The organism is Streptomyces paludis (assembly GCF_003344965.1).
Classification (GTDB): domain Bacteria; phylum Actinomycetota; class Actinomycetes; order Streptomycetales; family Streptomycetaceae; genus Streptomyces; species Streptomyces paludis.
In genome coordinates, this window is record NZ_CP031194.1 from 3286058 (window position 1) to 3307294 (window position 21237).

Below are 21237 nucleotides of genomic sequence, written 5' to 3' on the forward strand. Positions count from 1 at the left end.
GCGGACCCTCTGATGCGGGGGGCCACGGCGCTCCCGGCGGACCCGGTGCACCCGGCGGACCTGCGGGCGGACCTGCGGGCGAACGCCGCCGTGCTGTCGGGCGGTGAGGTGCTGGCGGACTACCTCCACGGCCGCGCGGGCGACTTCCTGCGCGGGCTGCGGCTGTACGGCGAGAGCGGCGCGGACACGGAGGCGGCGGCGGAGGCGGCCCGCTCGCTGCGGGGCGCGGCGCGCCGGATCGGCGGCACGCTGCACACGTACCGGCCGCTGCTGGACGCCGGCTGGGCCGACCAGTTCCGTACGGAGCTGATGTGGCTGTCGGGCACGCTCGCGCAGGAGCACGCGTGCGCGGCGCGGGCGAGCCGGCTGCTGGGGGCGCTGGCGAGACTGTCAGGAGCGGTTCCGCAGCCACGCACCACGGGAGCGCCGACCCCCACAGGTACGGCCGCCGCCCCGAACCCCCCGGCCGCCGGCCCCGACCGGACGCTCACGATGGGCGCGTCCCGGGCGGCGGCCCTGCTGGAGCGCCAGCTGACCCTGGCCCGGACGCGCGCGCACTCGGCGACGCTCCAGGCGCTGGGGTCGTCGCGTTTCCACGCGGTGGCCGACGCGGTGGCCGTACTGGCGTCGGAGGTGCCGCTGACCGCGGCGGCCGAGGCTCCGGCCGGTGAGGTGCTGGCCGGTCCCGCCGAGGCGGCCGAGCGCAGGCTGCGGGAGGCGGTGACCACCCTGCCGCTGGCCCGCGCCGCGCACCCGTACAACGCCGACGCCCTGATCCACGGCCTGGCCGCGGCGGCGGCGGGCGAGGCGCAGGACGCGCCGTGGCACCAGGTGCGGCATCTGCTGCGGCTGCACCGCTACGCCGAGGAGGTACGGTCCGCGGGCAGCCTCCCCGACCCGGCACCGATCGCCGCGGGCCGGACCCTGGACCACCACCGCGACGCCGCCGAAGCCGCGGCGGCCGCCGCGAACGCGGCCCGCACACCGAGGATCGCCCCGGCGACGGCGTACGCGCTGGGCGTCCTGCACGCGGACCAGCGCCACGAGGTCGAGGCGGCACGCTTCGCGTTCCAGCAGGTGTGGCAGAAGGCGACGGTGACAACAAGATGACCCCCCTCCCCGACTCCACGCCCGTACGAGCGGCGGGCTGCGTCCTGTGGCGCCGCACCCCGGCCGGCACCCCCGGCCCGCACATCTGCCTGGTCCACCGCCCCAAGTACGACGACTGGTCCCACCCCAAGGGCAAGCTCAAGCACGCCGAGTCCCCCCTGACCGCCGCCCTGCGCGAAGTCCTGGAGGAAACCGGCCACCACTGCACCCCGGGCCCCCGCCTCGACACCATCCACTACGAGGCCCAGGGCCGCCCCAAGGAAGTCACCTACTGGGCCGCCGAGGCCACCACCGGCACCTTCACCCCCAACGCCGAGGTGGACCGCCTCCTCTGGCTCCCCCCACCCGAGGCCCGCACCCGCCTCACCCAACCCAGAGACCGCCTCCTGATCGACGCACTCCTGACCTCACTGCACACGACGGAGTAGCCCGGCGGCTCAGGTCGAGTACTCCAACTCCGTCATGGCCGCCCGCCGCACGGCCACGGCGACGCCGTCCGTGTCCAGACCGGCGAGATACCGCACAAGCGCGTCCCGGGTCTCCCTCACCCGCTCGGCCAGCACCGCACCGCCGATGTCACCCGGCGGAACGACGCGCCGGAAAGCCGGCTCCTCGATCGCCCCCGCGATCAGCTTCTCGGCCAGCCACAGCGGGGTACGTTCCCGGATGGCGAAGGTCAGGTGGACACTGGGCGTGCCGGGGTCGGCCACGTACGGATTATGAACCCAGCCCCTCGGCAACAGGAGCGACTGCCCCGGCCGTAGATCGACCTCAACCTCCGGACCGGCGGCGTCCCATCCCGGAATGAAGTCCTCCCGCCACACCCGCCAGCTCTCGTTGTACTCCCGCATCGGCGCTTCCACGGCCGGGCGCCACAGCTGCCACCGTTTGACGCCCGAGATCTGCGCGATCACGGCCATCTGCTGGTCCCAGTGGTGACGCAGGCCCTGATTGCCGGGCGGGGTCATGAAGGCGTGGATGTAGTTGGAGTACCCCGTCTCTCGCTGAATGTCCCGGGAAACCCCTGCCAGGAACGGAATGACACGCTGCATATTCCCCAGCCTGATGGTGTGGCCCCCGGCGTAGAGCTTGCGCAGCTTCGCCGGGTCCGTACGTCCGTACGTCATAAATGCTTCCCGGCTCAACGACGGACCGGGCGCTTTCACCACGGCGATCTCACCCGCGGGGACGCACCCGCTGTCGATGTAGTCGTCAAGGACCACCGAGGTGATGGTGCTGTCCAACTCCGTGGCACCCCGTTCGTACACGCGAGGCTCCTGTGGCCAGTGAGCCAGAAGATCGGCGACGCCGTCCTCGGGAAGCAGCAGGCTGAGCGACATGGCGACCTCTTCATGAGCGACGAGAACGAGAAGGACCGGAAGGTGGTCAGGCCGGCGAAAGCGGGCACGGAATCCCCGGGTGGAAGCGGTGGGGACAGCACACCACCGCGAACGACACCAGGTTCGACGACTTGGTGTAGTGGACCCACACGACATCGTTCCCGCGTGGCAGGTCGTCCTCCGCGTATGCGGCCTTCGTGTCGAGGCCGACGTACGCCTGCCTGCCGTCCGCACGGTCGGCGGGCTGATGCGCGCCGTGGGTCTTCTTCAGCCAGTCCACCGCATCAGCGACGTCCGTCCAGGTCAGATGGGCCGCGGTCTGGTCGCGACGCAGCAGCCAGTGCCCCGTCTGCATGGGCGGCAGGGTCGAGGCGAGAAACACCCGGGTCTGCTCGTCCGACGGGAATGCCCCCGGACGGCGAAGCATCTCCTGCCCGTACGCGTCCCTGCCGCCGCTCCACGGGCCGAACCCGTGCCAGTGTCCTGACCAGCTCATCGGTCAGACCGCCAGGCCGTGCCGCTTGACCCATCCGACGGCGAAGGCGTTCAACTCCGCCACCGTGAAGCGCAGTTCACGGCCGGCGCCCTCGGGCTTGCTGTCCCGGAGGATGTACGAGGACGCCGTGCCGGTACGGGGGATGACGGCGATCTCGACGCACGATTCGTGCTCTCCGCCGAGGTTGCCGCCGCAGAAGCTTTCGAACGCGGCTTCCTCCGTGGGGAGGCTGTAGAGACCGGTCATGGATGGTCCTCCTGAAACGTCCGGTGTACGGGATCCGATGACTGGAGCATCGGTCCGCGGCACCGTGGGCCTCAAGGAACTTCTACGGACTTGCGTGGATTCACCCGAGCGCGTCGATCGCCGCGGTGATCAGATCACGGGCAGCCGCTCCGTACACCGCGGCACCGGACAATTCCTTGAACGTACGTACATACTCGGTGACTTCACGCGGCTGCGTCACGGTGAGGCTCGCGGACACCAGCTCGACGGTGACCCGAGCGTCGTCGAAGACGCAGAAGGACTCGGTCGGCCAGGCGTCGCCGCGCTCGATCCCCATGGGAATGACTCCGAGACTCACGGCGGGAAGGGACGCCACCGCGATGAGGTGGTCGAGCTGCCCGGCCATCACACGGGAATCACCGATCACGGTGCGAAGGACCCACTCCTCCACCAGCATGGCGAACTGCTGCCGTCCGGAGTGGAGCACACGCTGTCGTTCCATGCGCACCGCGACGGCCGCGTCCACATCGTCCGGAGCGCCTCTCAGCGCCACCGCCGTAGCGAGTACCGCGCGGGTGTAGTCGGCGGTCTGGAGCAGACCGGGTACCACCCACGACTGGTAGAACCGGAAGCGCAGGGTTCCCTCGAAGAGGGGTCGTACCGACTCCTGCACCCGTTTCAGCCCGCCCCGCTCCAACCGCCGCCACTCGACGTACATGCCCTCTATGCCCCGGGCCGTGGCGATGAGGTCGGCGTTCCACTCCTCCGCCCGGCACAGCCTGGTCCAGACGCGAATGTCGGCGTCGGAGGGCAGAGTCCTGCCGTTCTCGATACGCGAGGTCTTGGACTCGTGCCACCCGGCCGCCGCCGCCAGAGCGCGCGCTGTCATGCCGGAGTCCTGCCGGATCTCGCGCAGGCGCGATCCGAGAGCCTCCTTGGCTCTCTGCACATTGGACGGCGACGACGACTGGGCCATGGTCGCTACGCCTGTCCTTCTTGTCGGTACGGAACGTTCAGAACGGCTCGTACTCCTCGTGCGGAACCGCCCGCTCCCAGACCGCTTCGAAGGCAGCCGCGCACAGGCGCACAACGGCCGGTTCGGCCGTACGCTCCTCGTCCCCCTGCGGGGACAACTCGCCTTCCCCGGTGAAGTGGAGGAAGACCACCAGACTGCCGTCGAGCAGCCAGAAATCATTGCCGGGAAGGGCGAGGTCGGAAGCCCTGCGCCGGGGAAGCCACCGAACCTGCTCGCCGCCCGCCGCATTGCCGGCCGTCAGATGGTGCTCGAACCGGATGTACTCACTGATCGGCTCCGAAACGATCCGAGCCCGGCGCACCTCAACCCCCCGCCCGGTGATCTCCCGCATCAACTCCAGCCAGGGCCGCTGGCCCGGATCCCCGGTGGCGGAGACGCTGCTCGGGTCCTGCTGCCAGGTGCCGGTTCCGCCGCCATCGCTGACCTCCGGAAAGAACTGCGCCATGTACGTGGGGATTTCCACGACGGTCTCGTGGCCGGGCAGGTCCAAATGCGACAGTCTCCCCTCGTCGAGCGCTCTCAGGTGCAAGGTCATGATGACCTCCAGTGTCGCGTGCGTCGGACGCCCAATGCGTCCCACTCTGCGCCGAACGCACCCCCCAATAAAGAGACTTGCACAAACTTGCACCCATTCACGTTACGCAGACCTCCCCCTCGGCGGCACCCGAGGCGACGGGGCGCTCACGCCGTAGCACCGCAGAACGCCGGCGGCTTCAGCTCGGCGCGGTGTCCTTGACGTACACGATGCCGTCGCTGCCCGCCAAGTGGGCCGGGTCGAGCGGGGCGTAGCCGAACCAGGGGGATACGCGGGCGGCGGGCGGGAGGGTGTTGCCGAGGGTGGTGGCCAGGCGGCGGGCGTCGATGATGCCGCGGTCCGGCGGGAGTTCGTACAGGAGTCCCTCGATGGTGTCCGGCGGCGGGGTGTCGACTCCCTGGTGCCGGATCGTGCCGAGGGCCGTGGCCAGGAAGGCGTACTCCTCGCCCAGGTGGGCGCTCGCGAGCGCGCCGGCGCTCCACCACTCCACCGGGCCCTGCCACATCCCCATCGCGCTCTTCTCCCGCTGGAAATGGGAGTTGTGGCCGTGGACGAGCGCCGGGCCGCGGGCGGCGAGGGCGAGGAGGTTGTCGGCCATCATCCGGTCCCGCAGTGCGCACAGCCGCGCCATACGGGACGGGGAGGGGTCGGCCATCGCGTGGTGGTAGCGCAGCAGACCGATGGCGGTACGTCCGTACAGGCGCGCCCGGTGCCAGGCGTCGCGCGAGGTCGCCGCGATCAGGTGCGGGGTCTGGGTGTCGAGCAGCGTCACCAGGTCGTCGGCGAGCAGCCGCAGCTCCCCGGCCTCGGCCGACCGCCCCACGGAGCCAGCCGGGTCCATCATCGCGGCGGGATCGGTCCACCGGTCGTCGGCCGCGCCGTCCGCGCCGAGCAGACGGTCGAGCGTCCCCGCGGGGAAGGGGAGCAGGTCCGCGTCCACCCACTGCGCGAGGTAGCCGTGGAGCGCGGTGAGGGCCCGGCGCGGGCTCTCGGCGGCGGTGATCTCCAGCGGGCCGTCGAAACCGGCGAAGCGGAGCCGCTCCGGCGCGGGCCGGCCGTCGTTGTACGTACGTATCCAGCGCACGAGTGCGCGGTTGCCCTCGTGGGCGCCCCAGCCGTGGCTGAAGCCGCGCTCCATGACCTCGTCCTCGTCCAGAGTGCGCGTGCCCTCGCCCGAGCCCTCACCCTCACCCTCGCCCTCGCCCTCGCCCGAGCCCGAGCCCTCGCCCTCACCCTCGCCCTCACCCTCGCCCTCACCCTCGCCCGAGGTGACGTAGTCGTCCACGAGCAGGCCCCGCAGGCAGTCGCTCTCGATCGCGATCGTCCGGTATCCCTCCTCCTCTACGAGCTGCCGGAACAGCTCGTTGCGCAGGCCGAGCAGGGTCTCCTCGCCATGGGTGGGCTCGCCGAGGGCGAGCAGCCCCGGCCGGGACGGGAGCAGCTTCATGACGGCGGAGGCGTCGACGGCATGGATGGTGTCCTTGATGTCAGTTGCCATGCCTTCAACGGTATCGTTGAACCCTCGGTTGAAACTTTTCCACGATACGGCAAGGGCTGTGGCACACAACCTTCAAAGCGGTGAACGGATCAGACTCCGGCCGGTCGACCTCGCGCGCGGCCACGGGCTCTCCACCCAGGCCGTACGGAACTACGAGGACGCCGGCATCCTCCCGGCCGCCGACCGCACCCCCCACGGATACCGCGCCTACACCCCGCTGCACGCACAGGCCCTGGCCGCGTTCCTCGCCCTCGTACCCGGCCACGGCCACGCGACGGCGACGGCGGTCATGCGGGCGGTGAACGAGGGCGCGCCCGAGGAGGCGTTCCGCCTCATCGACGAGACCCACGCCCAGCTCCTCGACGACCGCCGGACCCTCCGGGCCGTCGAGAACGCCCTCCGCGACCTGCCGCCGGCAACGGCACCCGGGCCCCACACCGCGACCCCCGGCGGCGCCACCTTCATCGGCCCGCTCGCGGAGAAGCTCGGCATCCGGCCCGCGACGCTCCGCAAATGGGAGCGCGCCGGGCTGATGCACCCCCGCCGCGACCCGCTCACCGGCTACCGCGTCTACGACGAGGCCGATGTACGGGACGCCCGGCTGGCCCACCAACTCCGGCGCGGCGGCTACCTGCTGGAGCAGATCGTGCCGCTGATCACCCAGATACGGGCCGCCGGTGGCCTGGAGCCGCTGGAAGCCACGCTGCACGACTGGCACGCCCGCCTGTCCACCCGCGCCCGCGCGCTGCTGACCGGCGCCGCGGAGCTGGACACGTACCTCCGCGCGCGCGAACAGAGCGGATAAGCGGATAGCGGAGACGGACAGGGCGGGCGCCCCGCCCGCTCAGTCGCTCAGCGCCAACCGCAGCCCGAACGCCGCGACGACCGTGCCGGTGACACGGTCCAGCACGCGGCGGGCCCGGGGCTGCTGGAGCCACGTACGCAGGACGCGCGCGAAGGAGATCAGCGCCAGCGACCAGACCAGCCCCAGCAGGATGTGTACGGAGGTCAGCAGCAGCCCCATCGTGAAGTGGGGCGCGCCGGCGGGGATGAACTGAGGGAGAACGGCGACGTAGAAGACGCCGACCTTCGGGTTGAGCAGATTGGTCAGCGTGCCCTGCTGCCAGCCCCCGGCCACGGTGTCCTTTCCGGCCAGCGCCAGGCCGTCATCGCCCGCCGCCCCATCCGATCCCGCCGCCCCCTCCGCGCGCCCGCGCCAGGTGTCGACGATCATGCGGCCGCCCATCCACAGCAGATACGCGGCACCCGCCCAGCGCAGCGTCTCGTACGCCACGTGCGACGCCGTGAGCAGCGCCGTCACCCCCAGCGAGGTGAGCGCGCCCCAGATCAGGGTGCCCGTCTGGATACCGAGGACCACGCCCCACGCCCGGTGCCGGCGGCCCAGCGCCGAGGTGCGGAGGACCAGGGCCGTATCGAGACCCGGGGTCAGGGTGAGCAGCCCGACGACCAGCGCGAAGGACCACAGTGCGGTGGTTATTTCCATGCACGGCAATCTACGTAATCCCCCCGGCCCACGCCCGCCACTTCCCAGGCAGCCCGCCCCCTGCCCAGGCCCCGCGCCCGCCGCCCGTCAAGCCCGCGCACCCCCGTACCCCCGCCCACCTGCGGCGATACCCCCGCCCCCGCCCCGCGCGCCCCCACGTCCCCCCGCCGGGAGGCGAGCCCGCACCGGGCCGCCCGCCACGGTTCACCTTCCGTTCACTCGCACCCGTCGACGGCTTCACCTGTTCTGCCTAATTTCGGCCTTACACGGTGCGTGGCAGACCGCCACGCCCGCCACCACCTCGCACGCCGCCGTACAACGAGAGACCCCCGGCGGCTCCTGGAAGGAACACCCGAAGTGAAGCTTCTGCGCAAGAACGGGCTGCGCGCCACCGCGCTCGGTGCCCTCGCCGTCTCCGGCGCCCTGGTTCTCACGGCGTGCGGATCGGACGACAACACTGACGCTTCCAGCACACCCACGAAGTCCGACACCGCTACGAGCGCGGTCTGCAAGGACGCCAAGGGGCAGCTGCTCGCTTCCGGTTCCAGCGCGCAGAAGAACGCCATGGACCTCTGGGTGAAGAACTACATGGCCACCTGTTCCGGTGTCCAGGTCAACTACAAGTCGTCGTCCTCCGGCGAGGGCATCGTCGCGTTCAACCAGGGCACCGTCGGCTTCGCCGGCTCCGACTCGGCGCTCAAGCCCGAAGAGGTCGCCGACTCGAAGAAGGTCTGCAAGGACGGCGGCCAGGGCATCAACCTGCCGATGGTCGGCGGCCCCATCGCGATCGGTTACCACCTGGAGGGCGTGGACAGCCTGGTCCTCGACGCTCCCACGCTCGCCAAGATCTTCGACAGCAAGATCAAGAACTGGGACGACGCGGCGATCAAGAAGCTCAACCCCGACGCCAAGCTCCCCAACAAGCCGATCCAGGCGTTCCACCGCTCCGAGGACTCCGGCACCACCCAGAACCTCGGCAAGTACCTGAGCGCCACCGCCGCCTCGGACTGGAAGTACGAGCCCGAGAAGAAGTGGCCGGCCCCGGGCGGCCAGGCGGCCTCCGGTTCGTCAGGCGTCGCCACCCAGGTGAAGCAGGTCGACGGCTCCATCGGTTACTTCGAGCTGTCGTACGCCACCTCGCAGAGCATCTCCACCGTCAAGCTGGACACGGGCGCCAGCGCCCCCGTCGAGGCCACCTCGGAGAACGCGTCCAAGGCCATCGCCGCCGCCAAGATCAAGGGCACCGGCAACGACCTGGCGCTGGACCTCGACTACACCACCAAGGCCGACGGCGCCTACCCGATCGTCCTCGTGACGTACGAGATCGCCTGCGACAAGGGCAACAACCCCGCCACCCTCGCCACGGTCAAGTCCTTCCTGACCTACACCGCCAGCGCGGACGGCCAGAAGGTGCTCTCCGAGGCCGGCTACGCGCCGATCCCCGAGGAGATCAACAAGAAGGTCCAGGAGACGGTCGCCTCCCTGAGCTAAGGGCTACGGGCTGAGGGCTGAGGGCTGAGGCCCGACAGCACCACGCTCCACAGCGGCCGGTCCGGCGCCCCTCGGGCCCGGACCGGCCGCCACACCTCTTAAAACACAACACAAGCAACACGAACCCCCCACCCCCATCCGGTGCACCGCCGCCAGGGGAGCCCCGCTCCCCCACACAGACCGGAAAGACATGGCTTCCACCACACCGATAGACACGCCGCCGGCCCCGCCGGCTCCCCCCGCCGGCCGCTCCAGCAGCTCCACCGGCCGCGCGGGCGACAAGATCTTCGCCGGCCTCTCCAGCGGGTCCGGCATTCTGCTGCTCGTCATCATGGCGTCGATCGCGGGGTTCCTGACCTACCGCGCCGCCAACGCCATCTCCCAGGACCACGGCAACTTCCTCACCACGTTCGACTGGAACCCCTCCGGGAACCCTCCGGTCTTCGGCATCGCCGTCCTGCTCTTCGGTACGGTCGTCAGCTCGATCATCGCGATGGTCATCGCGGTTCCGATCGCTGTCGGCATCGCCCTGTTCATCTCGCACTACGCGCCGCGCAGGCTCGCCGCGCCCCTCGCGTACGTCGTCGATCTGCTCGCCGCCGTGCCGAGCATCATCTACGGCATCTGGGGCGCCCTCGTCCTCGTGCCGTACCTCGGCGGTCTCAACATCTGGCTCGACCAGTACTTCTCGTGGACGTACATCTTCGACCAGACCCAGCCCGGCGTGGCCCGCAACATGCTCACCGTCGGCATCCTGCTGGCGATCATGATCCTGCCGATCGTCACCAGCGTCAGCCGCGAGGTCTTCCTCCAGGTCCCGCGCATGAACGAGGAAGCCGCGCTCGCGCTCGGCGCGACCCGCTGGGAGGTGATCCGGCTCTCCGTCCTGCCCTTCGGACGCTCCGGTGTCATCTCCGCCTCGATGCTCGGGCTCGGCCGCGCGCTCGGCGAGACGATGGCCGTGGCCACCGTCCTCTCCCCGAACTACCTGATCTCGCTCCACCTGCTCGACCCGGGCGGCGGCACCTTCGCCCAGAACATCGCGGCGAAGTTCGACGAGGCCAACCCGCTCGGGCGGGACGCCCTGATCGCCTCCGGCCTCGTCCTCTTCATCCTCACCCTGCTGGTCAACAGCGCGGCCCGGCTGATCATCGCGCGCCGCAAGGAGTACTCGGGGGCCAACGCATGAGCCACACAGCCATAACGGACCAGCCGGCCCCCGTGGACCCGCCCGGCGGCCACGGCCGCGGTGGGCGCGGCGGCCGGGGCAGCGGCGGCAACGGCGACCTCAGCCAGCGCAGCCTGCCGCGCTGGGCCCCCATGGGCTTCGCCGTCCTCGCGGTCCTGATCGGCTCGGGCATCGGCGCCGGCGCCGGGCTCGACAGCAAGGTCCAGTGGGGCCTGATCGCCGTCGTGGCGTTCCTCGCCATCTCGTACGGTGTGACGACCGCGGTCGAGAACCAGCGCCAGGCCAAGGACCGGCTCGCCACCAGCGTCGTCTGGGTGTGCTTCGTCCTCGCCGTCATCCCGCTCTTCTCGCTGCTCTGGACGACCATCAGCCGCGGGGTGAAGGCCCTCGACCTGAACTTCCTGACCCACTCGATGGCCGGGGTGCTCGGCTCCGAGCAGGGCGGCGGCGTCTACCACGCGCTGCTCGGCACGCTGGAGCAGGTCGGCATCGCCACCGTCATCTCCGTACCGCTCGGACTGCTCACCGCCGTCTACCTGGTGGAGTACGGCAAGGGCGCGCTGGCCAAGGCCGTCACGTTCTTCGTCGACGTCATGACCGGTATCCCGTCCATCGTCGCGGGTCTGTTCATCCTGTCGCTCATGCTGATGACCAACACCCAGCCGTCCGGTCTGATGGGCTCGCTCGCGCTGACCATCCTGATGATCCCGGTCGTGGTGCGCTCCACCGAGGAGATGCTCAAGCTCGTCCCGAACGAGCTGCGCGAGTCCGCGCTCGCGCTCGGCGTACCGAAGTGGCGCATGATCCTCAAGGTCGTCCTGCCGACCGCGATCGGCGGTATCACCACCGGCGTCATGCTCGCCATCGCGCGTATCGCCGGTGAGACCGCGCCGATCATCCTGCTGGTCTTCGGCAGCCAGCTGATCAACGCGAACCCCTTCGAGGGTGCCCAGTCGTCACTGCCGTTCTACATTTACGAGCAGTACAAGGTCGGCGAGGTGGCGGCGATCGACCGGGCCTGGGCAGCGGCCCTGGTCCTGATCGCGTTCGTCATGATCCTCAATCTGGTGGCCCGCGGTATAGCCCGCTGGAAGGCCCCGAAGTCCGGCCGCTGAGGCCCCGAAAGAGACAGTGGTTTCCCCATCATGGCCAAGCGAATCGACGTCAGCGGACTGACCGCCTTCTACGGCTCCCACCGGGCCATCGACGACATCTCGATGACCGTGGAGCCCCGCTCCGTGACGGCCTTCATCGGCCCGTCCGGCTGCGGCAAATCCACCTTCCTGCGCACCCTGAACCGGATGCACGAGGTCACCCCCGGTGGCCGCGTCGAGGGCAAGGTGCTGCTGGACGACCAGAACCTGTACGGCGCGAATGTCGACCCGGTCGCGGTGCGCCGTACGGTCGGCATGGTCTTCCAGCGCCCGAACCCGTTCCCCACCATGTCGATCTTCGACAATGTCGCGGCCGGCCTGCGGCTGAACGGCCTCGCCCGCAAGTCCGAGCTGTCGGACGTCGTGGAGAAGTCCCTCAAGGGCGCCAACCTCTGGAACGAGGTCAAGGACCGCCTGAACAAGCCCGGCTCCGGCCTCTCCGGCGGCCAGCAGCAGCGCCTGTGCATCGCCCGCGCGATCGCGGTCGAGCCGGAGGTGCTGCTGATGGACGAGCCGTGCTCGGCGCTCGACCCGATCTCGACGCTCGCGATCGAGGACCTGATCGGTGAGCTGAAGGAACGCTTCACCATCGTCATCGTGACCCACAACATGCAGCAGGCCGCGCGCGTCTCGGACCGTACGGCCTTCTTCAACCTGGCCGCCGTCGGCCAGCCCGGCAAGCTCGTCGAGATCGACGAGACCGAACGGATCTTCGCCAACCCGTCCGTACAGGCCACGGAGGACTACATCTCCGGCCGCTTCGGGTAAGGCGCAACGACGTCCTGCGGTGCTGCATGGCGGTGCCACCGCAAGGCGAAGGGCCCGCCCCCTCTCCCAGGGGGCGGGCCCACTTTTCGTATCAACCTCAGGCGGTCGGCGGTCAGCCGAAGGCCAGATTCACGATCCAGAAGCTCAGCGCCGCCACCAGCGCGGCGGCCGGCATCGTGATGAACCAGCCCAGAATGATGTTCTTGGCGATCCCCCAGCGCACGGCCTTCACGCGCTTCGTCGCCCCGACCCCCATGATCGCCGAGGTGATCACATGAGTCGTCGAGATCGGCGCGTGGAACAGGAACGCCGAGCCGAACATGATGGTCGCGCCGGTCGTCTCCGCCGCGAACCCCTGCGGCGGGTCCAGCTCGATGATCTTCCGGCCCAGCGTCCGCATGATGCGCCAGCCGCCCGCGTACGTACCGAGCGACAGCATCACCGCGCAGCTGACCTTCACCCAGATCGGGATCTCGTCGCCCTGGCCCTCCACATCGGCGATGACCAGCGCCATCACCACGATGCCCATGGTCTTCTGCGCGTCCTGGAGGCCATGGCCGAGCGCCATGCCCGCCGCCGACACCGTCTGCGCTATACGGAAGCCGCGCTTGGCCTTGTGCGGGTTGGTACGGCGGAAGATCCACATGATCCCGACCATCACCAGATAGCCGAAGAGCAGCCCGATGAACGGCGAGAGGAACATCGGGATGACGATCTTCTCCAGCACGCCGGACCAGATCACCTCCGTTCCGCCCGCGAGCGCCGCGCCCACCATCCCGCCGAACAGCGCGTGGGAGGACGAGGACGGCAGCCCGAAGTACCAGGTGACCAGGTTCCAGACGATCGCGCCGACCAGCGCGGCGAACAGGATGCCCATCCCCCGCGAGCCGTGCGGGGTGGCGATCAGCCCTTCGCTGACGGTCTTGGCGACGCCCTGGCCCAGAAACGCGCCGGCGAGGTTCATGACCGCGGCCATCGCGAGGGCGGCACGCGGGGTGAGGGCCCGGGTGGAGACCGACGTCGCGATCGCGTTCGCGGAGTCGTGGAAGCCGTTGGTGTACGTGAAGCCGAGCGCGACACCGATGGTCACGATCAGTGCGAAGGTGTCCACGTGGTTCAGGACTCCTTGACCGCGATGGTCTCCACCGTGTTCGCGACGTGTTCGAACGCGTCGGCGGCCTCTTCAAGCACGTCGACGATCTGCTTGAGCTTGAGCACCTCCATCGCGTCGTACTTACCGTTGAAGAGGTGGGCCAGCAGCTTGCGGTGGATCTGGTCGGCCTGGTTCTCCAGACGGTTGACCTCGATCCAGTACTCGGTCAGATTGCTCATCGTCCGCAGGTGCGGCATGGCCTCGGCGGTCAGCTCGGCGGCCCGGGCGAGCACCTCGATCTGCTGCTCGACACCCATGGGGAGTTCTTCGATGTTGTAGAGGACGACGAGATCGACGGCCTCCTCCATGTAATCCATGATGTCGTCGAGCTGGGACGCGAGGCTGTAGATGTCCTCACGGTCGAACGGCGTGATGAAGGAGGAATTGAGCTGATGGAAGATCGCGTGCGTCGCGTCGTCTCCCGCGTGCTCGGCCGCCCTCATCCGCTCCGCGATCTCGGCCCGGGCGGAGGAATCCGCGCCGAGGAGTTCCATAAGGAGCTTGGAGCCCGTGACGATGTTGTCCGCGGACGCGGCGAACATGTCGTAGAAGCTCGTCTCCCTGGGGGTCAGACGAAAGCGCACCTGGGGTCCTCGGGTTACATGGAATCGGTCAGGGGTGATGCTAAGCGCATCATCCGGCCACTGCTAACCGGCTGTCCCAGTGTCACTCATGGGGCAAGGTCATGAGACAGGGCCCTGCCCCAAGGCTCACAGACGGGTACCATATACCCAGGTGGGGTATATACCCCTTTTATGGAGCACGCCCCAGCACACTCCGGCACATCCATCCCATCCAGCACTCACCACCCCGGGAGGACGCGATGACGACCACCGACGCGGCCGGCTCGACGGCCCCCGCCGCGACCGTGCACGGCTACCACAAACAGAAGGACGAGCACCTCAAGCGGCTGCGCCGGATCGAGGGCCAGATCCGGGGGCTCCAGCGGCTGGTGGACGAGGATGTGTACTGCATCGACATACTGACGCAGGTCTCCGCCTCCACCAAGGCCCTTCAGTCCTTCGCGCTCCAGCTGCTGGAGGAGCATTTGCGCCACTGCGTGGCGGACGCGGCGGTCAAGGGCGGCGCGGAGATCGACGCGAAGGTGGAGGAGGCGACGAAGGCGATCGCCCGGCTCCTGCGCACCTGACGTCGTCGCGGTCCCGGTCACGTTCCCGCGTACCGACTCCACCGCCACCGACTCCGACGCCGGCTCCAACACCCACTCCGACGCCCGCGCCTCCGCGCTCGCGCCGTACGTTCAGCACCTCGTCGATACGGTCCGGGCTGAGCCGTTCGCCGTCCGTGGCCGACGCGGCGATCATCAGCTCCCCGCACCACTCGATCTCGGCGAGCGCCACATGGTCATGGACGGTCGGCGTGCGCAACAGAGCCACGGGCAATCACCTCTTCCAGCCGGTATCGACGAGCAAGCCCTAGCGTAGGGAGAGCGATACACACCGCGCATGGCACGTCCGGACCATTTTCCGGCTAGACCATCGGCTGTTACGGCCCCGGATCGGGCGCGAATCGGCAGCGAAACGGGCCCGAGGAGAGGGCAAAGAGGCCGAAAAACGGAGAAAGAGGTCAGCCGTACGGCTCAGGTCCCGATCTCGCCCTCGTAGATGTCACCGCTCGGCGGCAGCGTGACCGTGACCGGCTCGCCGAAGGCATACAGGAGCGTCGTGGACGCGACCTCGACCGTACGTCCCTGGTTGACGTAGCTGAACCGGTGGCGCACCTTGCGCAGCCGCCCGGCATCGTCCAGATACGCGTCGAACGGCACCGCCGCCTTGGCGAACCCTTTCGCCGCCGAGGTCAGCGCCGCACGGGCGTACGGAGACGCCTGCCGGCCCGCCCGCACGATGTCCGCCACACCCCGGTAGTGCCGCACCCGGGTCCCGGCCAGGTCCTGCTCCGCGACGAACGTCACATCCGTGGCCGTACGCAGCAGCTCGGCGGCGGTCAGCGGATCCGTCACCCCGCCCGTGACCAGATTCCCGTCGTCCAGGGCCGTCGAGTCGATCCGGACCCACTTGTCGTCCGGGACGCCGGCACCGCGATTCTTCATATAGAGAGCGTCGGGCGACAGCAGCTCCGTGATGGGCCGGTGCTCGTCCGCGCCCGAGGGATCCTCGGGCAGCACGACCCGCAGCTTCCCCATCCGCCGCCCGAAGTCGTACCCGCCCTCGCCCCTGATGGTCACCCGGGTCCCGCCGGCCGCCATCTCCATCGACGTACTGGCCTTGGAGCTGCCCGCGGCGAGCAGGACGTCCGCCGCCTTCCGTACGACATCGGCCTCCCGGCCCGGCCGCTCGTCCGCCGGCGCACCCCCTCCACCATCCCCGCCCGCGCAACCGCCGGCCGTGGCAACCACCCCCGCCACGGCCATGGCCGCGAACGCCGCGCCTCCACGTCTGTGCTGCCGCGCCACCACCGTGCCAACCCCCAACGCCCACCGCGCTTGCCCGAACCGACCCGCTGTCCCGCACCTGCTGTCCCCACCCACTGCGCATAACGACGCCCCGCGCGCACCGTCACGCCGGAACCGGACACGGGGTCCGCGGGTACGGTGGAAACGTGAGCGAGCAAGACACCGACGCCCCAGGCAGCGCGGAGCCGTCCCACCTGACATCAACGTTCGAACGCGGCTCGTTCTGCCTGGCCCGCTGCTCCTGCGGCTGGTCAGGCCCCGCCCGAAGATCCCGCGACCTGGCCCGCACAGACGCAGCAACCCACCCACAGCCGTCGGCGGCACCGGCGGCGTAGGGCCGTCGGCTGCGGGTCAGAACCAAGAGGTAGAGCGGGGTGTACGGGGGCGAGGTGCTGGGCGCTTGGTGCCTGCCGGGCCGCCCCTCCTCCTGCCAGTGTCGCGCCTCCAGGGGAGGTGTAAAGGGCGCTCCTCCGTCGCGTCGGCTGCGCCGACTCCGCTGCGCTCCGCCCTTGACACCTCCCCTTCCGGCGCGTGTACGGGAGAGGGGGGGCGGCCGGGGGGAGGGGGCCCAAGGGGTGGTGCCGTACTGCCACTCGGCTCAGGGGCTGGCAGGCGGGTGGGCCCTGCGGGGCTACGCAGCAGAGGAATGGGGCGGCCCCACACCGGCTCAGCGGCCAACCGTCCGCTGTCGGCTGAGACACAAGCCCCGCTGGTCACCGATGCGCTGTGGCGCCCGGAAGGCGGACGGGTCCTGCTGTCCGGTTCGGGTCTGCGGGCCGCCCCCTTGCTAACTTGCCCCATATGGGGTGGTTTGGTGGCCTGTTGGGGGTCCCCTCGGACGGCACATGTGTCCTCAGGTGCATTAGCGGCCCTCCAGGACGCATGGACGACCCTCAGGGGCCCACGCGCCGTCACCCGCGCCCCGGTAGGCACTTTCCCGCACCGCTGGACGGCCCCCGCTGCCCGGCCGGACCCTCGGGCCACCCACCCCAGCACGCATGTCCCATATGGGGCGGTTTGGCGACCCGTTGGAGGTCTCCTCGGGCGGCACATGTGTCCTCAGGTGCGTTAGGAGCACTCCACGACGCATGGACGGCCTTCAGGGACCCACTTGCCGCCACTCACGTCCCAGCAACCCCACAACCCACACCCGGTGACCAGCGGGGCTTGAGTCTCAGCAAACAGCGGACCGTCAGCCGCCGAGACGGGGCCGAGTCACCCCATTCCTCTGCCGCGCGCCCCGCAGGGCCCACCCGCCCGCCAGCCCCTGAGCCGAGTGGCAGCACGGCACCACCCCCCGGGCCCCCTCCCCCCGGCCGCCCCCCCTCTCCCGTACACGCGCCGGAAGGGGAGGTGTCAAGGGCCAAGGCCGTGAAGTTAAGGGTTTGTGGTGGTGGTTACGGGGTGGGGTGGGGGAGGTACGGACAGAGCTCCTGGTCGTTGAGGTGGTTGTCGAGACCGATTCCTCACGGCAGGAGCTCTGTTGGACATGCAGTCTGCCACTGTGACGTATTCGCGTGCTATCACTGTCGCTCCGGGGAAGTACGCACCCGGACATCTGGGCGAATTGACGCCGTACCTGCCCTTCGCGGCTGTCGATGAGGTGTTGGAGGAGGCCGGCCGGCTGGGGCAGCGCCGGCGGGACCTGCCCACGCGGGTGGGCGTGTACTGGGTACTCGCGCTGGCATTGTTCGGATGCGGATACCGTGCCGGGTGGAACCGGCTGACCGCGGGACTGGCCCATGTCGCGGAGGTGCCCATGCCCTCGGTGACAGCCCTGGCAGGCTTACGCCACCGGGTGGGAACCGAGCCTGTCAAAGCACTGTTCACCGCGGTCTCGGGCCCGCTCGCGATCCCGGGCTCCACCCCGGGTTCCTTCTACCGGGGACGACGCGTCGTGGCCTTCGACGGCTGCTCGTCCATCAAAGTACGGGACCTGCCCTGCAACCGCCGCTGGCTGGAGAAAATCCGCCACGCGGTGGGCTGGGCCGGCTACCCGAGCCTGATGCTGATGACACTGGTGGAGACCGGCACCCGCAGCATCATCGGAGCCGGGTTCGGCTCCCTGCGCCACGGCGAACGCCACTACGCACACAGCCTGCTGCCTCTCCTGGACACCAGCATGCTGCTGCTCGCCGACCGCGGCTTCGACGGAAACGACTTCCTCGCCCAGACCGACGCCACCGGCGCGGCCTTCCTCATCCGCCTCAAATCCGCCCGCAGACCAACCATCGAACAACGCCTGCCCGACGGCTCCTACCTCACCCGCCTGGGACACCTCACAGTCCGCGTCATCGAAGCGTCCATCACCACCACCTGCGCCGACGGCACCCACTGGACCAGCAACTACCGCCTGGCCACCAACCTCCTCGACGAGGGCCCCGACCCGGCAGAACGCCTCCTCGCCCTCTACCACGAACGCTGGGAGATCGAAGTCACCTACCTCGCCCTGCGCCACACCCTGATGAAAGGACGCGTCCTGTCCTCCGGCACCCCCGACGGAATCCGCCAGGAAATGTGGGCCCTGCTGACCGTCTACCAACTCCTGCGGACCGCCATGACCGACGCCGCGGCCACCACCGGACTCGACCCCGACCGGATGAGCTTCACCCGCGCACTGGAAGCCGCCCAGCTCTCCGTCATCAACGCCACCGGAATCACCCCCACCACCACCAGCCCCGGCCCCGACACCGGCCCCGGCACCCACAGCCCCCCGGACAGCATCCACCGCACCCTGCTCGCACACCCCCTCCCCCCACGACGGCCCCGGACCAGCACCCGCAAAGTCAAATCCCCCATCTCCCGCTACCACACAGCCCCCCAAACCGGACGCCCCGCCCGCAGCACCCCCGTCACCGAGATCACCCTCACCATCCACCACCCCGGCAACCCCGCCCCACCACCCACCACACCCCCCGCCCCACCACGCCGCCCCACCCGCCTCGACCAGATCATCAACGCCATACACAACAACCCCGACCACACCTGGACCCCCAAAGAAATCACCCGCGCCATCAACTACCAAGGCTCCTCCGGAACCCTGGTCACCCAACTCACCCAATGGGTCACCAAAGGCTTCCTCCACAAAATCGCCCACGGCATCTACACACCCCCACCACCCACAACCAACACCACAAACCCTTAACTTCACGGCCTTGTGTCAAGGGCGGAGCGCAGCGGAGTCGGCGCAGCCGACGCGACGAAGGAGCGCCCTTTACACCTCCCCTGGAGGCGCGACACTGACAGGAGGAGGGGCGGCCCACCCCGCACCAAGCACCCAGCACCTCACCACCGCACACCCCGGTCTACCTCTTGGTACTGACCCGCAGACAGCAACACCACAGCGCCCAGCGGCGCATGAGTCTCAACCAACCGGCGGCCGTCAGCCGCCGAGACGACCACGGCAGCCCCACTCCTCTGCCGCGCAGCCCCGCAGGGCCCGCCCGTCCGCCCGCATGGCTGAAAAGCGCCCCTGCGTCAGGTCGGCCCGGCGCGGGTGCCCGCGTCCGTGCTTAACCCGTACGACACGCTGAAGTGGCCGTGTGGAGCGGCGGGCGGTGGCCTGTACGTAGCAACCGCGTCAGGGGGGCACCGACCCGACTCGCAAGGGCGTACCCATGCACCGAACCGGACCCGTCCGCCGGATAACCGCACGCACCACACCTGCCAAAGCCGCCACAGCCGCCACGCCCGCCGCGCTCGTCACGGTCGCCCTGCTCCTTCTCGCCCTCACCGTCGCCACCGTCGAGCGCGCCGCAGCCGTCACTCGGCCGACCGATCCCGGTGAGCTGACGCTCATCGACACCGCGATGGGCCGGGTCCTGGCGGACAAGAACGGCAACGCGCTCTATCTGCGGCAGGCCGACGCGCCCAATCAGCCCGGGTGCACGGGCGCCTGCGCGGTGACCTGGCCGGCCGCGACCGGCCGCCCGGCGCGGGCGCGGGGCGTCACCGCGCCGATCTCGGTGACCCCGTTGAGCGCGGTGGGCAGCACCGAACGGCAGGTCGTGTTCGGCACACATCCGCTGTACTACTTCCGCGACGACCGGCCGCACCGCCCCGAGGGCCAGCATGTGCCGGGCTTCAGTCTGGTCTCGGCGCACGGTACGGCGGTCGCGCCCGCGGTCTCGGCGGCGGAGACCGCGTCGTCGACATCGAGGCCAAAACCCAAACCGACGCCAACGCCGACACGGACCCCAACACGGCCCCCGACACAGACACCAACCCCCACCCCCACACCCTCGCCAAAACCAAAGCCGAAGCCAAAACCGAAGACCAGCACGTCAAAGCCATCCCCGCCCTCAGCACCCCCGGCTACCCCGGCTACCCCGACGCCCCCGCCATCCCCCGCCACCGTCGGTGCCCTCAAGGTCACCCCCTCCGGCGCGGCCCGCGGTGGCGCGGACCACCCGGCGGCCGCCGCGACGGCCGCGCCGCCGCCCGGTCGCTCGGCCGCCGCCCAGCTCGCCCTCGCCATCGGCGCCACCGCCGCCGCGTCCGCCGGGACGATCCTGCTGGTACGCCGGCTCCAACGGCGCGCGACAGGCGGGGAGCACTGACCGCGACCCGCCCGGACCGCCCGACCCGGCCGGACCGGGCGACCCGGGCAGCGGTCACCGTGCTCTTCGTCGCGGCCGTCCTGTGCGCCGTGGCCGCCGTACTCCTGCACCTGCGCCTGCTCCCACTCGCGCTCCAGGCCCCCGACCCCCGCCCCCGGATACCCGCGGCCCCCGCCGAACCCCGCGTCGTCCGCGTCCCCGACGCGGCCTCCGCGCCCGTACGGCTGCGCATCCCGGTGCTCGGCGTGAACGCCGGCGTGCTGCCGCTCGCGCTCGGTGCCGGAGGCGAGCTGGACGCGCCGGGCTTCCGGCACGCGATGCGGGTCGGCTGGTACGCGGGCGGTCCCCGCCCCGGCGAGCCGGGGCCCGCCGTGCTCGTCGGCCACCGCGACGCCCCGGCCAACCCGGGCACCGCCCCCGTACGCAACGGCCGGGACAACATCAAGAACGCCGTCTTCGCCCGGCTCGGCCGGCTGCGCCCCGGCGACCGGGTCGACGTGGAGCTGGGAGACCGGCGGCGAGTGGGGTTCCGGGTGACGGCGGTGGACACGTACCGCACGGAACGCTTCCCCACCGAGCGGGTCTACGGCCCGTCACCCACCCCGCAGCTGCGGCTGATCACCTGTGGCGGGGTGATCGACGCCCGCGGCCACTGGGACTCGAACGTCGTGGTCAGCGCCACGGCAATCCCGTAAACCCCGCAGATCCCATAGCGGCGCCCCCTCAGCCCCAGAACCCAGCCGTC

General features: G+C 70.1%; 21 protein-coding genes. 11 read left to right on the top strand and 10 right to left on the bottom strand.

The window, feature by feature from the left end:
* The first annotated feature begins 12 nt into the window (after positions 1-12).
* Together DVK44_RS14405 and DVK44_RS14410 are read left to right on the top strand one after the other, a co-directional pair.
* Complete coding sequence (locus tag DVK44_RS14405; protein ID WP_114665126.1) at positions 13-1110, top strand: CHAD domain-containing protein; 1098 nt, start codon at positions 13-15, stop codon at positions 1108-1110.
* Complete coding sequence (locus tag DVK44_RS14410; RefSeq protein WP_114660046.1) at positions 1107-1538, top strand: NUDIX hydrolase; 432 nt, start codon at positions 1107-1109, stop codon at positions 1536-1538. The genes DVK44_RS14405 and DVK44_RS14410 overlap by 4 nt, the downstream gene beginning before the upstream one ends.
* Positions 1539-1547: 9 nt before the next feature.
* Here DVK44_RS14410 and DVK44_RS14415 read toward each other — a convergent pair whose 3' ends face one another.
* The 6 genes from DVK44_RS14415 to DVK44_RS14440 form a co-directional block, all read right to left on the bottom strand.
* On the bottom strand, positions 1548-2450 hold the full coding sequence (locus tag DVK44_RS14415) for a JmjC domain-containing protein (protein ID WP_181957457.1): 903 nt from the start codon (positions 2448-2450) through the stop codon (positions 1548-1550).
* A gap of 46 nt (positions 2451-2496) precedes the next feature.
* Complete coding sequence (locus DVK44_RS14420) at positions 2497-2946, bottom strand: hypothetical protein (RefSeq protein WP_114660047.1); 450 nt, start codon at positions 2944-2946, stop codon at positions 2497-2499.
* Positions 2947-2949: 3 nt separating this feature from the next.
* Complete coding sequence (locus DVK44_RS14425; RefSeq protein ID WP_114660048.1) at positions 2950-3192, bottom strand: DUF397 domain-containing protein; 243 nt, start codon at positions 3190-3192, stop codon at positions 2950-2952.
* Between the two features lie 100 nt (positions 3193-3292).
* On the bottom strand, positions 3293-4147 hold the full coding sequence (locus DVK44_RS14430; RefSeq protein ID WP_114660049.1) for a helix-turn-helix domain-containing protein: 855 nt from the start codon (positions 4145-4147) through the stop codon (positions 3293-3295).
* A gap of 37 nt (positions 4148-4184) precedes the next feature.
* The gene (locus DVK44_RS14435; RefSeq protein ID WP_228447146.1) at positions 4185-4742 is read right to left on the bottom strand and encodes a DUF6879 family protein; all 558 of its coding nucleotides are present in this window, start codon (positions 4740-4742) and stop codon (positions 4185-4187) included.
* Between the two features lie 178 nt (positions 4743-4920).
* A complete protein-coding gene (locus DVK44_RS14440) occupies positions 4921-6240 on the bottom strand; it encodes an erythromycin esterase family protein (protein ID WP_114660050.1) in 1320 nt (439 codons plus the stop codon).
* Between the two features lie 58 nt (positions 6241-6298).
* Between DVK44_RS14440 and DVK44_RS14445 the strand changes: the two genes are divergently transcribed.
* Positions 6299-7045: a TioE family transcriptional regulator gene (locus DVK44_RS14445; protein ID WP_114660051.1), complete on the top strand. Its 747-nt coding sequence runs from the start codon at positions 6299-6301 to the stop codon at positions 7043-7045.
* Between the two features lie 39 nt (positions 7046-7084).
* Here the strand turns inward: DVK44_RS14445 and DVK44_RS14450 are convergent, their stop codons facing one another.
* Positions 7085-7744, bottom strand: coding sequence for a LysE family translocator (locus DVK44_RS14450; RefSeq protein WP_114660052.1), 660 nt, complete (start codon positions 7742-7744; stop codon positions 7085-7087).
* A 357-nt stretch (positions 7745-8101) separates the two neighbouring features.
* On the opposite strand from DVK44_RS14450, the gene pstS reads away from it, so the two are divergent.
* The 4 genes from pstS (at position 8102) to pstB (ending at position 12346) form a co-directional block, all read left to right on the top strand.
* Positions 8102-9235 (top strand): phosphate ABC transporter substrate-binding protein PstS, encoded by a 1134-nt coding sequence (gene pstS, locus DVK44_RS14460; RefSeq protein ID WP_114660054.1) that lies wholly within the window; start codon positions 8102-8104, stop codon positions 9233-9235.
* A gap of 190 nt (positions 9236-9425) precedes the next feature.
* Positions 9426-10424: a phosphate ABC transporter permease subunit PstC gene (gene pstC, locus DVK44_RS14465; RefSeq protein ID WP_114660055.1), complete on the top strand. Its 999-nt coding sequence runs from the start codon at positions 9426-9428 to the stop codon at positions 10422-10424.
* On the top strand, positions 10421-11539 hold the full coding sequence (gene pstA, locus DVK44_RS14470; RefSeq protein ID WP_114660056.1) for a phosphate ABC transporter permease PstA: 1119 nt from the start codon (positions 10421-10423) through the stop codon (positions 11537-11539). The genes pstC and pstA overlap by 4 nt, the downstream gene beginning before the upstream one ends.
* A 30-nt stretch (positions 11540-11569) precedes the next feature.
* Entirely contained in the window at positions 11570-12346 is a 777-nt protein-coding gene (gene pstB / locus DVK44_RS14475) for a phosphate ABC transporter ATP-binding protein PstB (RefSeq protein WP_114660057.1), read from the top strand.
* Positions 12347-12458: 112 nt separating this feature from the next.
* On the opposite strand, the gene DVK44_RS14480 is transcribed toward pstB, so the two are convergent.
* Positions 12459-13457: an inorganic phosphate transporter gene (locus DVK44_RS14480; RefSeq protein WP_114660058.1), complete on the bottom strand. Its 999-nt coding sequence runs from the start codon at positions 13455-13457 to the stop codon at positions 12459-12461.
* Between the two features lie 5 nt (positions 13458-13462).
* Positions 13463-14083, bottom strand: a complete 621-nt coding sequence (locus DVK44_RS14485) for a DUF47 domain-containing protein (protein WP_114660059.1) — start codon at positions 14081-14083, stop codon at positions 13463-13465.
* Between the two features lie 239 nt (positions 14084-14322).
* Here DVK44_RS14485 and DVK44_RS14490 point away from each other — a divergent pair, with 239 nt between their 5' ends.
* Positions 14323-14649: a metal-sensitive transcriptional regulator gene (locus tag DVK44_RS14490; RefSeq protein ID WP_114660060.1), complete on the top strand. Its 327-nt coding sequence runs from the start codon at positions 14323-14325 to the stop codon at positions 14647-14649.
* Between the two features lie 450 nt (positions 14650-15099).
* On the opposite strand, the gene DVK44_RS14500 is transcribed toward DVK44_RS14490, so the two are convergent.
* Complete coding sequence (locus DVK44_RS14500; protein WP_114660062.1) at positions 15100-15936, bottom strand: hypothetical protein; 837 nt, start codon at positions 15934-15936, stop codon at positions 15100-15102.
* Between the two features lie 1486 nt (positions 15937-17422).
* Here DVK44_RS14500 and DVK44_RS14510 point away from each other — a divergent pair.
* The 3 genes from DVK44_RS14510 (at position 17423) to DVK44_RS14520 (ending at position 21187) form a co-directional block, all read left to right on the top strand.
* Positions 17423-19078, top strand: a complete 1656-nt coding sequence (locus tag DVK44_RS14510) for an IS4 family transposase (RefSeq protein ID WP_114660064.1) — start codon at positions 17423-17425, stop codon at positions 19076-19078.
* Between the two features lie 472 nt (positions 19079-19550).
* The gene (locus DVK44_RS36340; RefSeq protein WP_162793828.1) at positions 19551-20492 is read left to right on the top strand and encodes a COG4315 family predicted lipoprotein; all 942 of its coding nucleotides are present in this window, start codon (positions 19551-19553) and stop codon (positions 20490-20492) included.
* A gap of 59 nt (positions 20493-20551) precedes the next feature.
* The gene (locus DVK44_RS14520) at positions 20552-21187 is read left to right on the top strand and encodes a sortase domain-containing protein (protein ID WP_228447147.1); all 636 of its coding nucleotides are present in this window, start codon (positions 20552-20554) and stop codon (positions 21185-21187) included.
* Positions 21188-21237 lie beyond the last annotated feature (50 nt).

Coding starts and splice junctions, on each gene's coding strand:
- DVK44_RS14490 (WP_114660060.1), top strand. CDS start 14,323: ATGACGACCACCGACGCGGCCGGCTCGACGGCCCCCGCCGCGACCGTG.
- DVK44_RS36340 (WP_162793828.1), top strand. CDS start 19,551: ATGCACCGAACCGGACCCGTCCGCCGGATAACCGCACGCACCACACCT.
- DVK44_RS14440 (WP_114660050.1), bottom strand. CDS start 6,240: ATGGCAACTGACATCAAGGACACCATCCATGCCGTCGACGCCTCCGCC.
- DVK44_RS14435 (WP_228447146.1), bottom strand. CDS start 4,742: ATGACCTTGCACCTGAGAGCGCTCGACGAGGGGAGACTGTCGCATTTG.
- DVK44_RS14415 (WP_181957457.1), bottom strand. CDS start 2,450: ATGTCGCTCAGCCTGCTGCTTCCCGAGGACGGCGTCGCCGATCTTCTG.
- pstC (WP_114660055.1), top strand. CDS start 9,426: ATGGCTTCCACCACACCGATAGACACGCCGCCGGCCCCGCCGGCTCCC.
- DVK44_RS14405 (WP_114665126.1), top strand. CDS start 13: ATGCGGGGGGCCACGGCGCTCCCGGCGGACCCGGTGCACCCGGCGGAC.
- DVK44_RS14450 (WP_114660052.1), bottom strand. CDS start 7,744: ATGGAAATAACCACCGCACTGTGGTCCTTCGCGCTGGTCGTCGGGCTG.
- pstB (WP_114660057.1), top strand. CDS start 11,570: ATGGCCAAGCGAATCGACGTCAGCGGACTGACCGCCTTCTACGGCTCC.
- pstA (WP_114660056.1), top strand. CDS start 10,421: ATGAGCCACACAGCCATAACGGACCAGCCGGCCCCCGTGGACCCGCCC.
- DVK44_RS14425 (WP_114660048.1), bottom strand. CDS start 3,192: ATGACCGGTCTCTACAGCCTCCCCACGGAGGAAGCCGCGTTCGAAAGC.
- DVK44_RS14410 (WP_114660046.1), top strand. CDS start 1,107: ATGACCCCCCTCCCCGACTCCACGCCCGTACGAGCGGCGGGCTGCGTC.
- DVK44_RS14430 (WP_114660049.1), bottom strand. CDS start 4,147: ATGGCCCAGTCGTCGTCGCCGTCCAATGTGCAGAGAGCCAAGGAGGCT.
- DVK44_RS14510 (WP_114660064.1), top strand. CDS start 17,423: ATGCAGTCTGCCACTGTGACGTATTCGCGTGCTATCACTGTCGCTCCG.
- DVK44_RS14420 (WP_114660047.1), bottom strand. CDS start 2,946: ATGAGCTGGTCAGGACACTGGCACGGGTTCGGCCCGTGGAGCGGCGGC.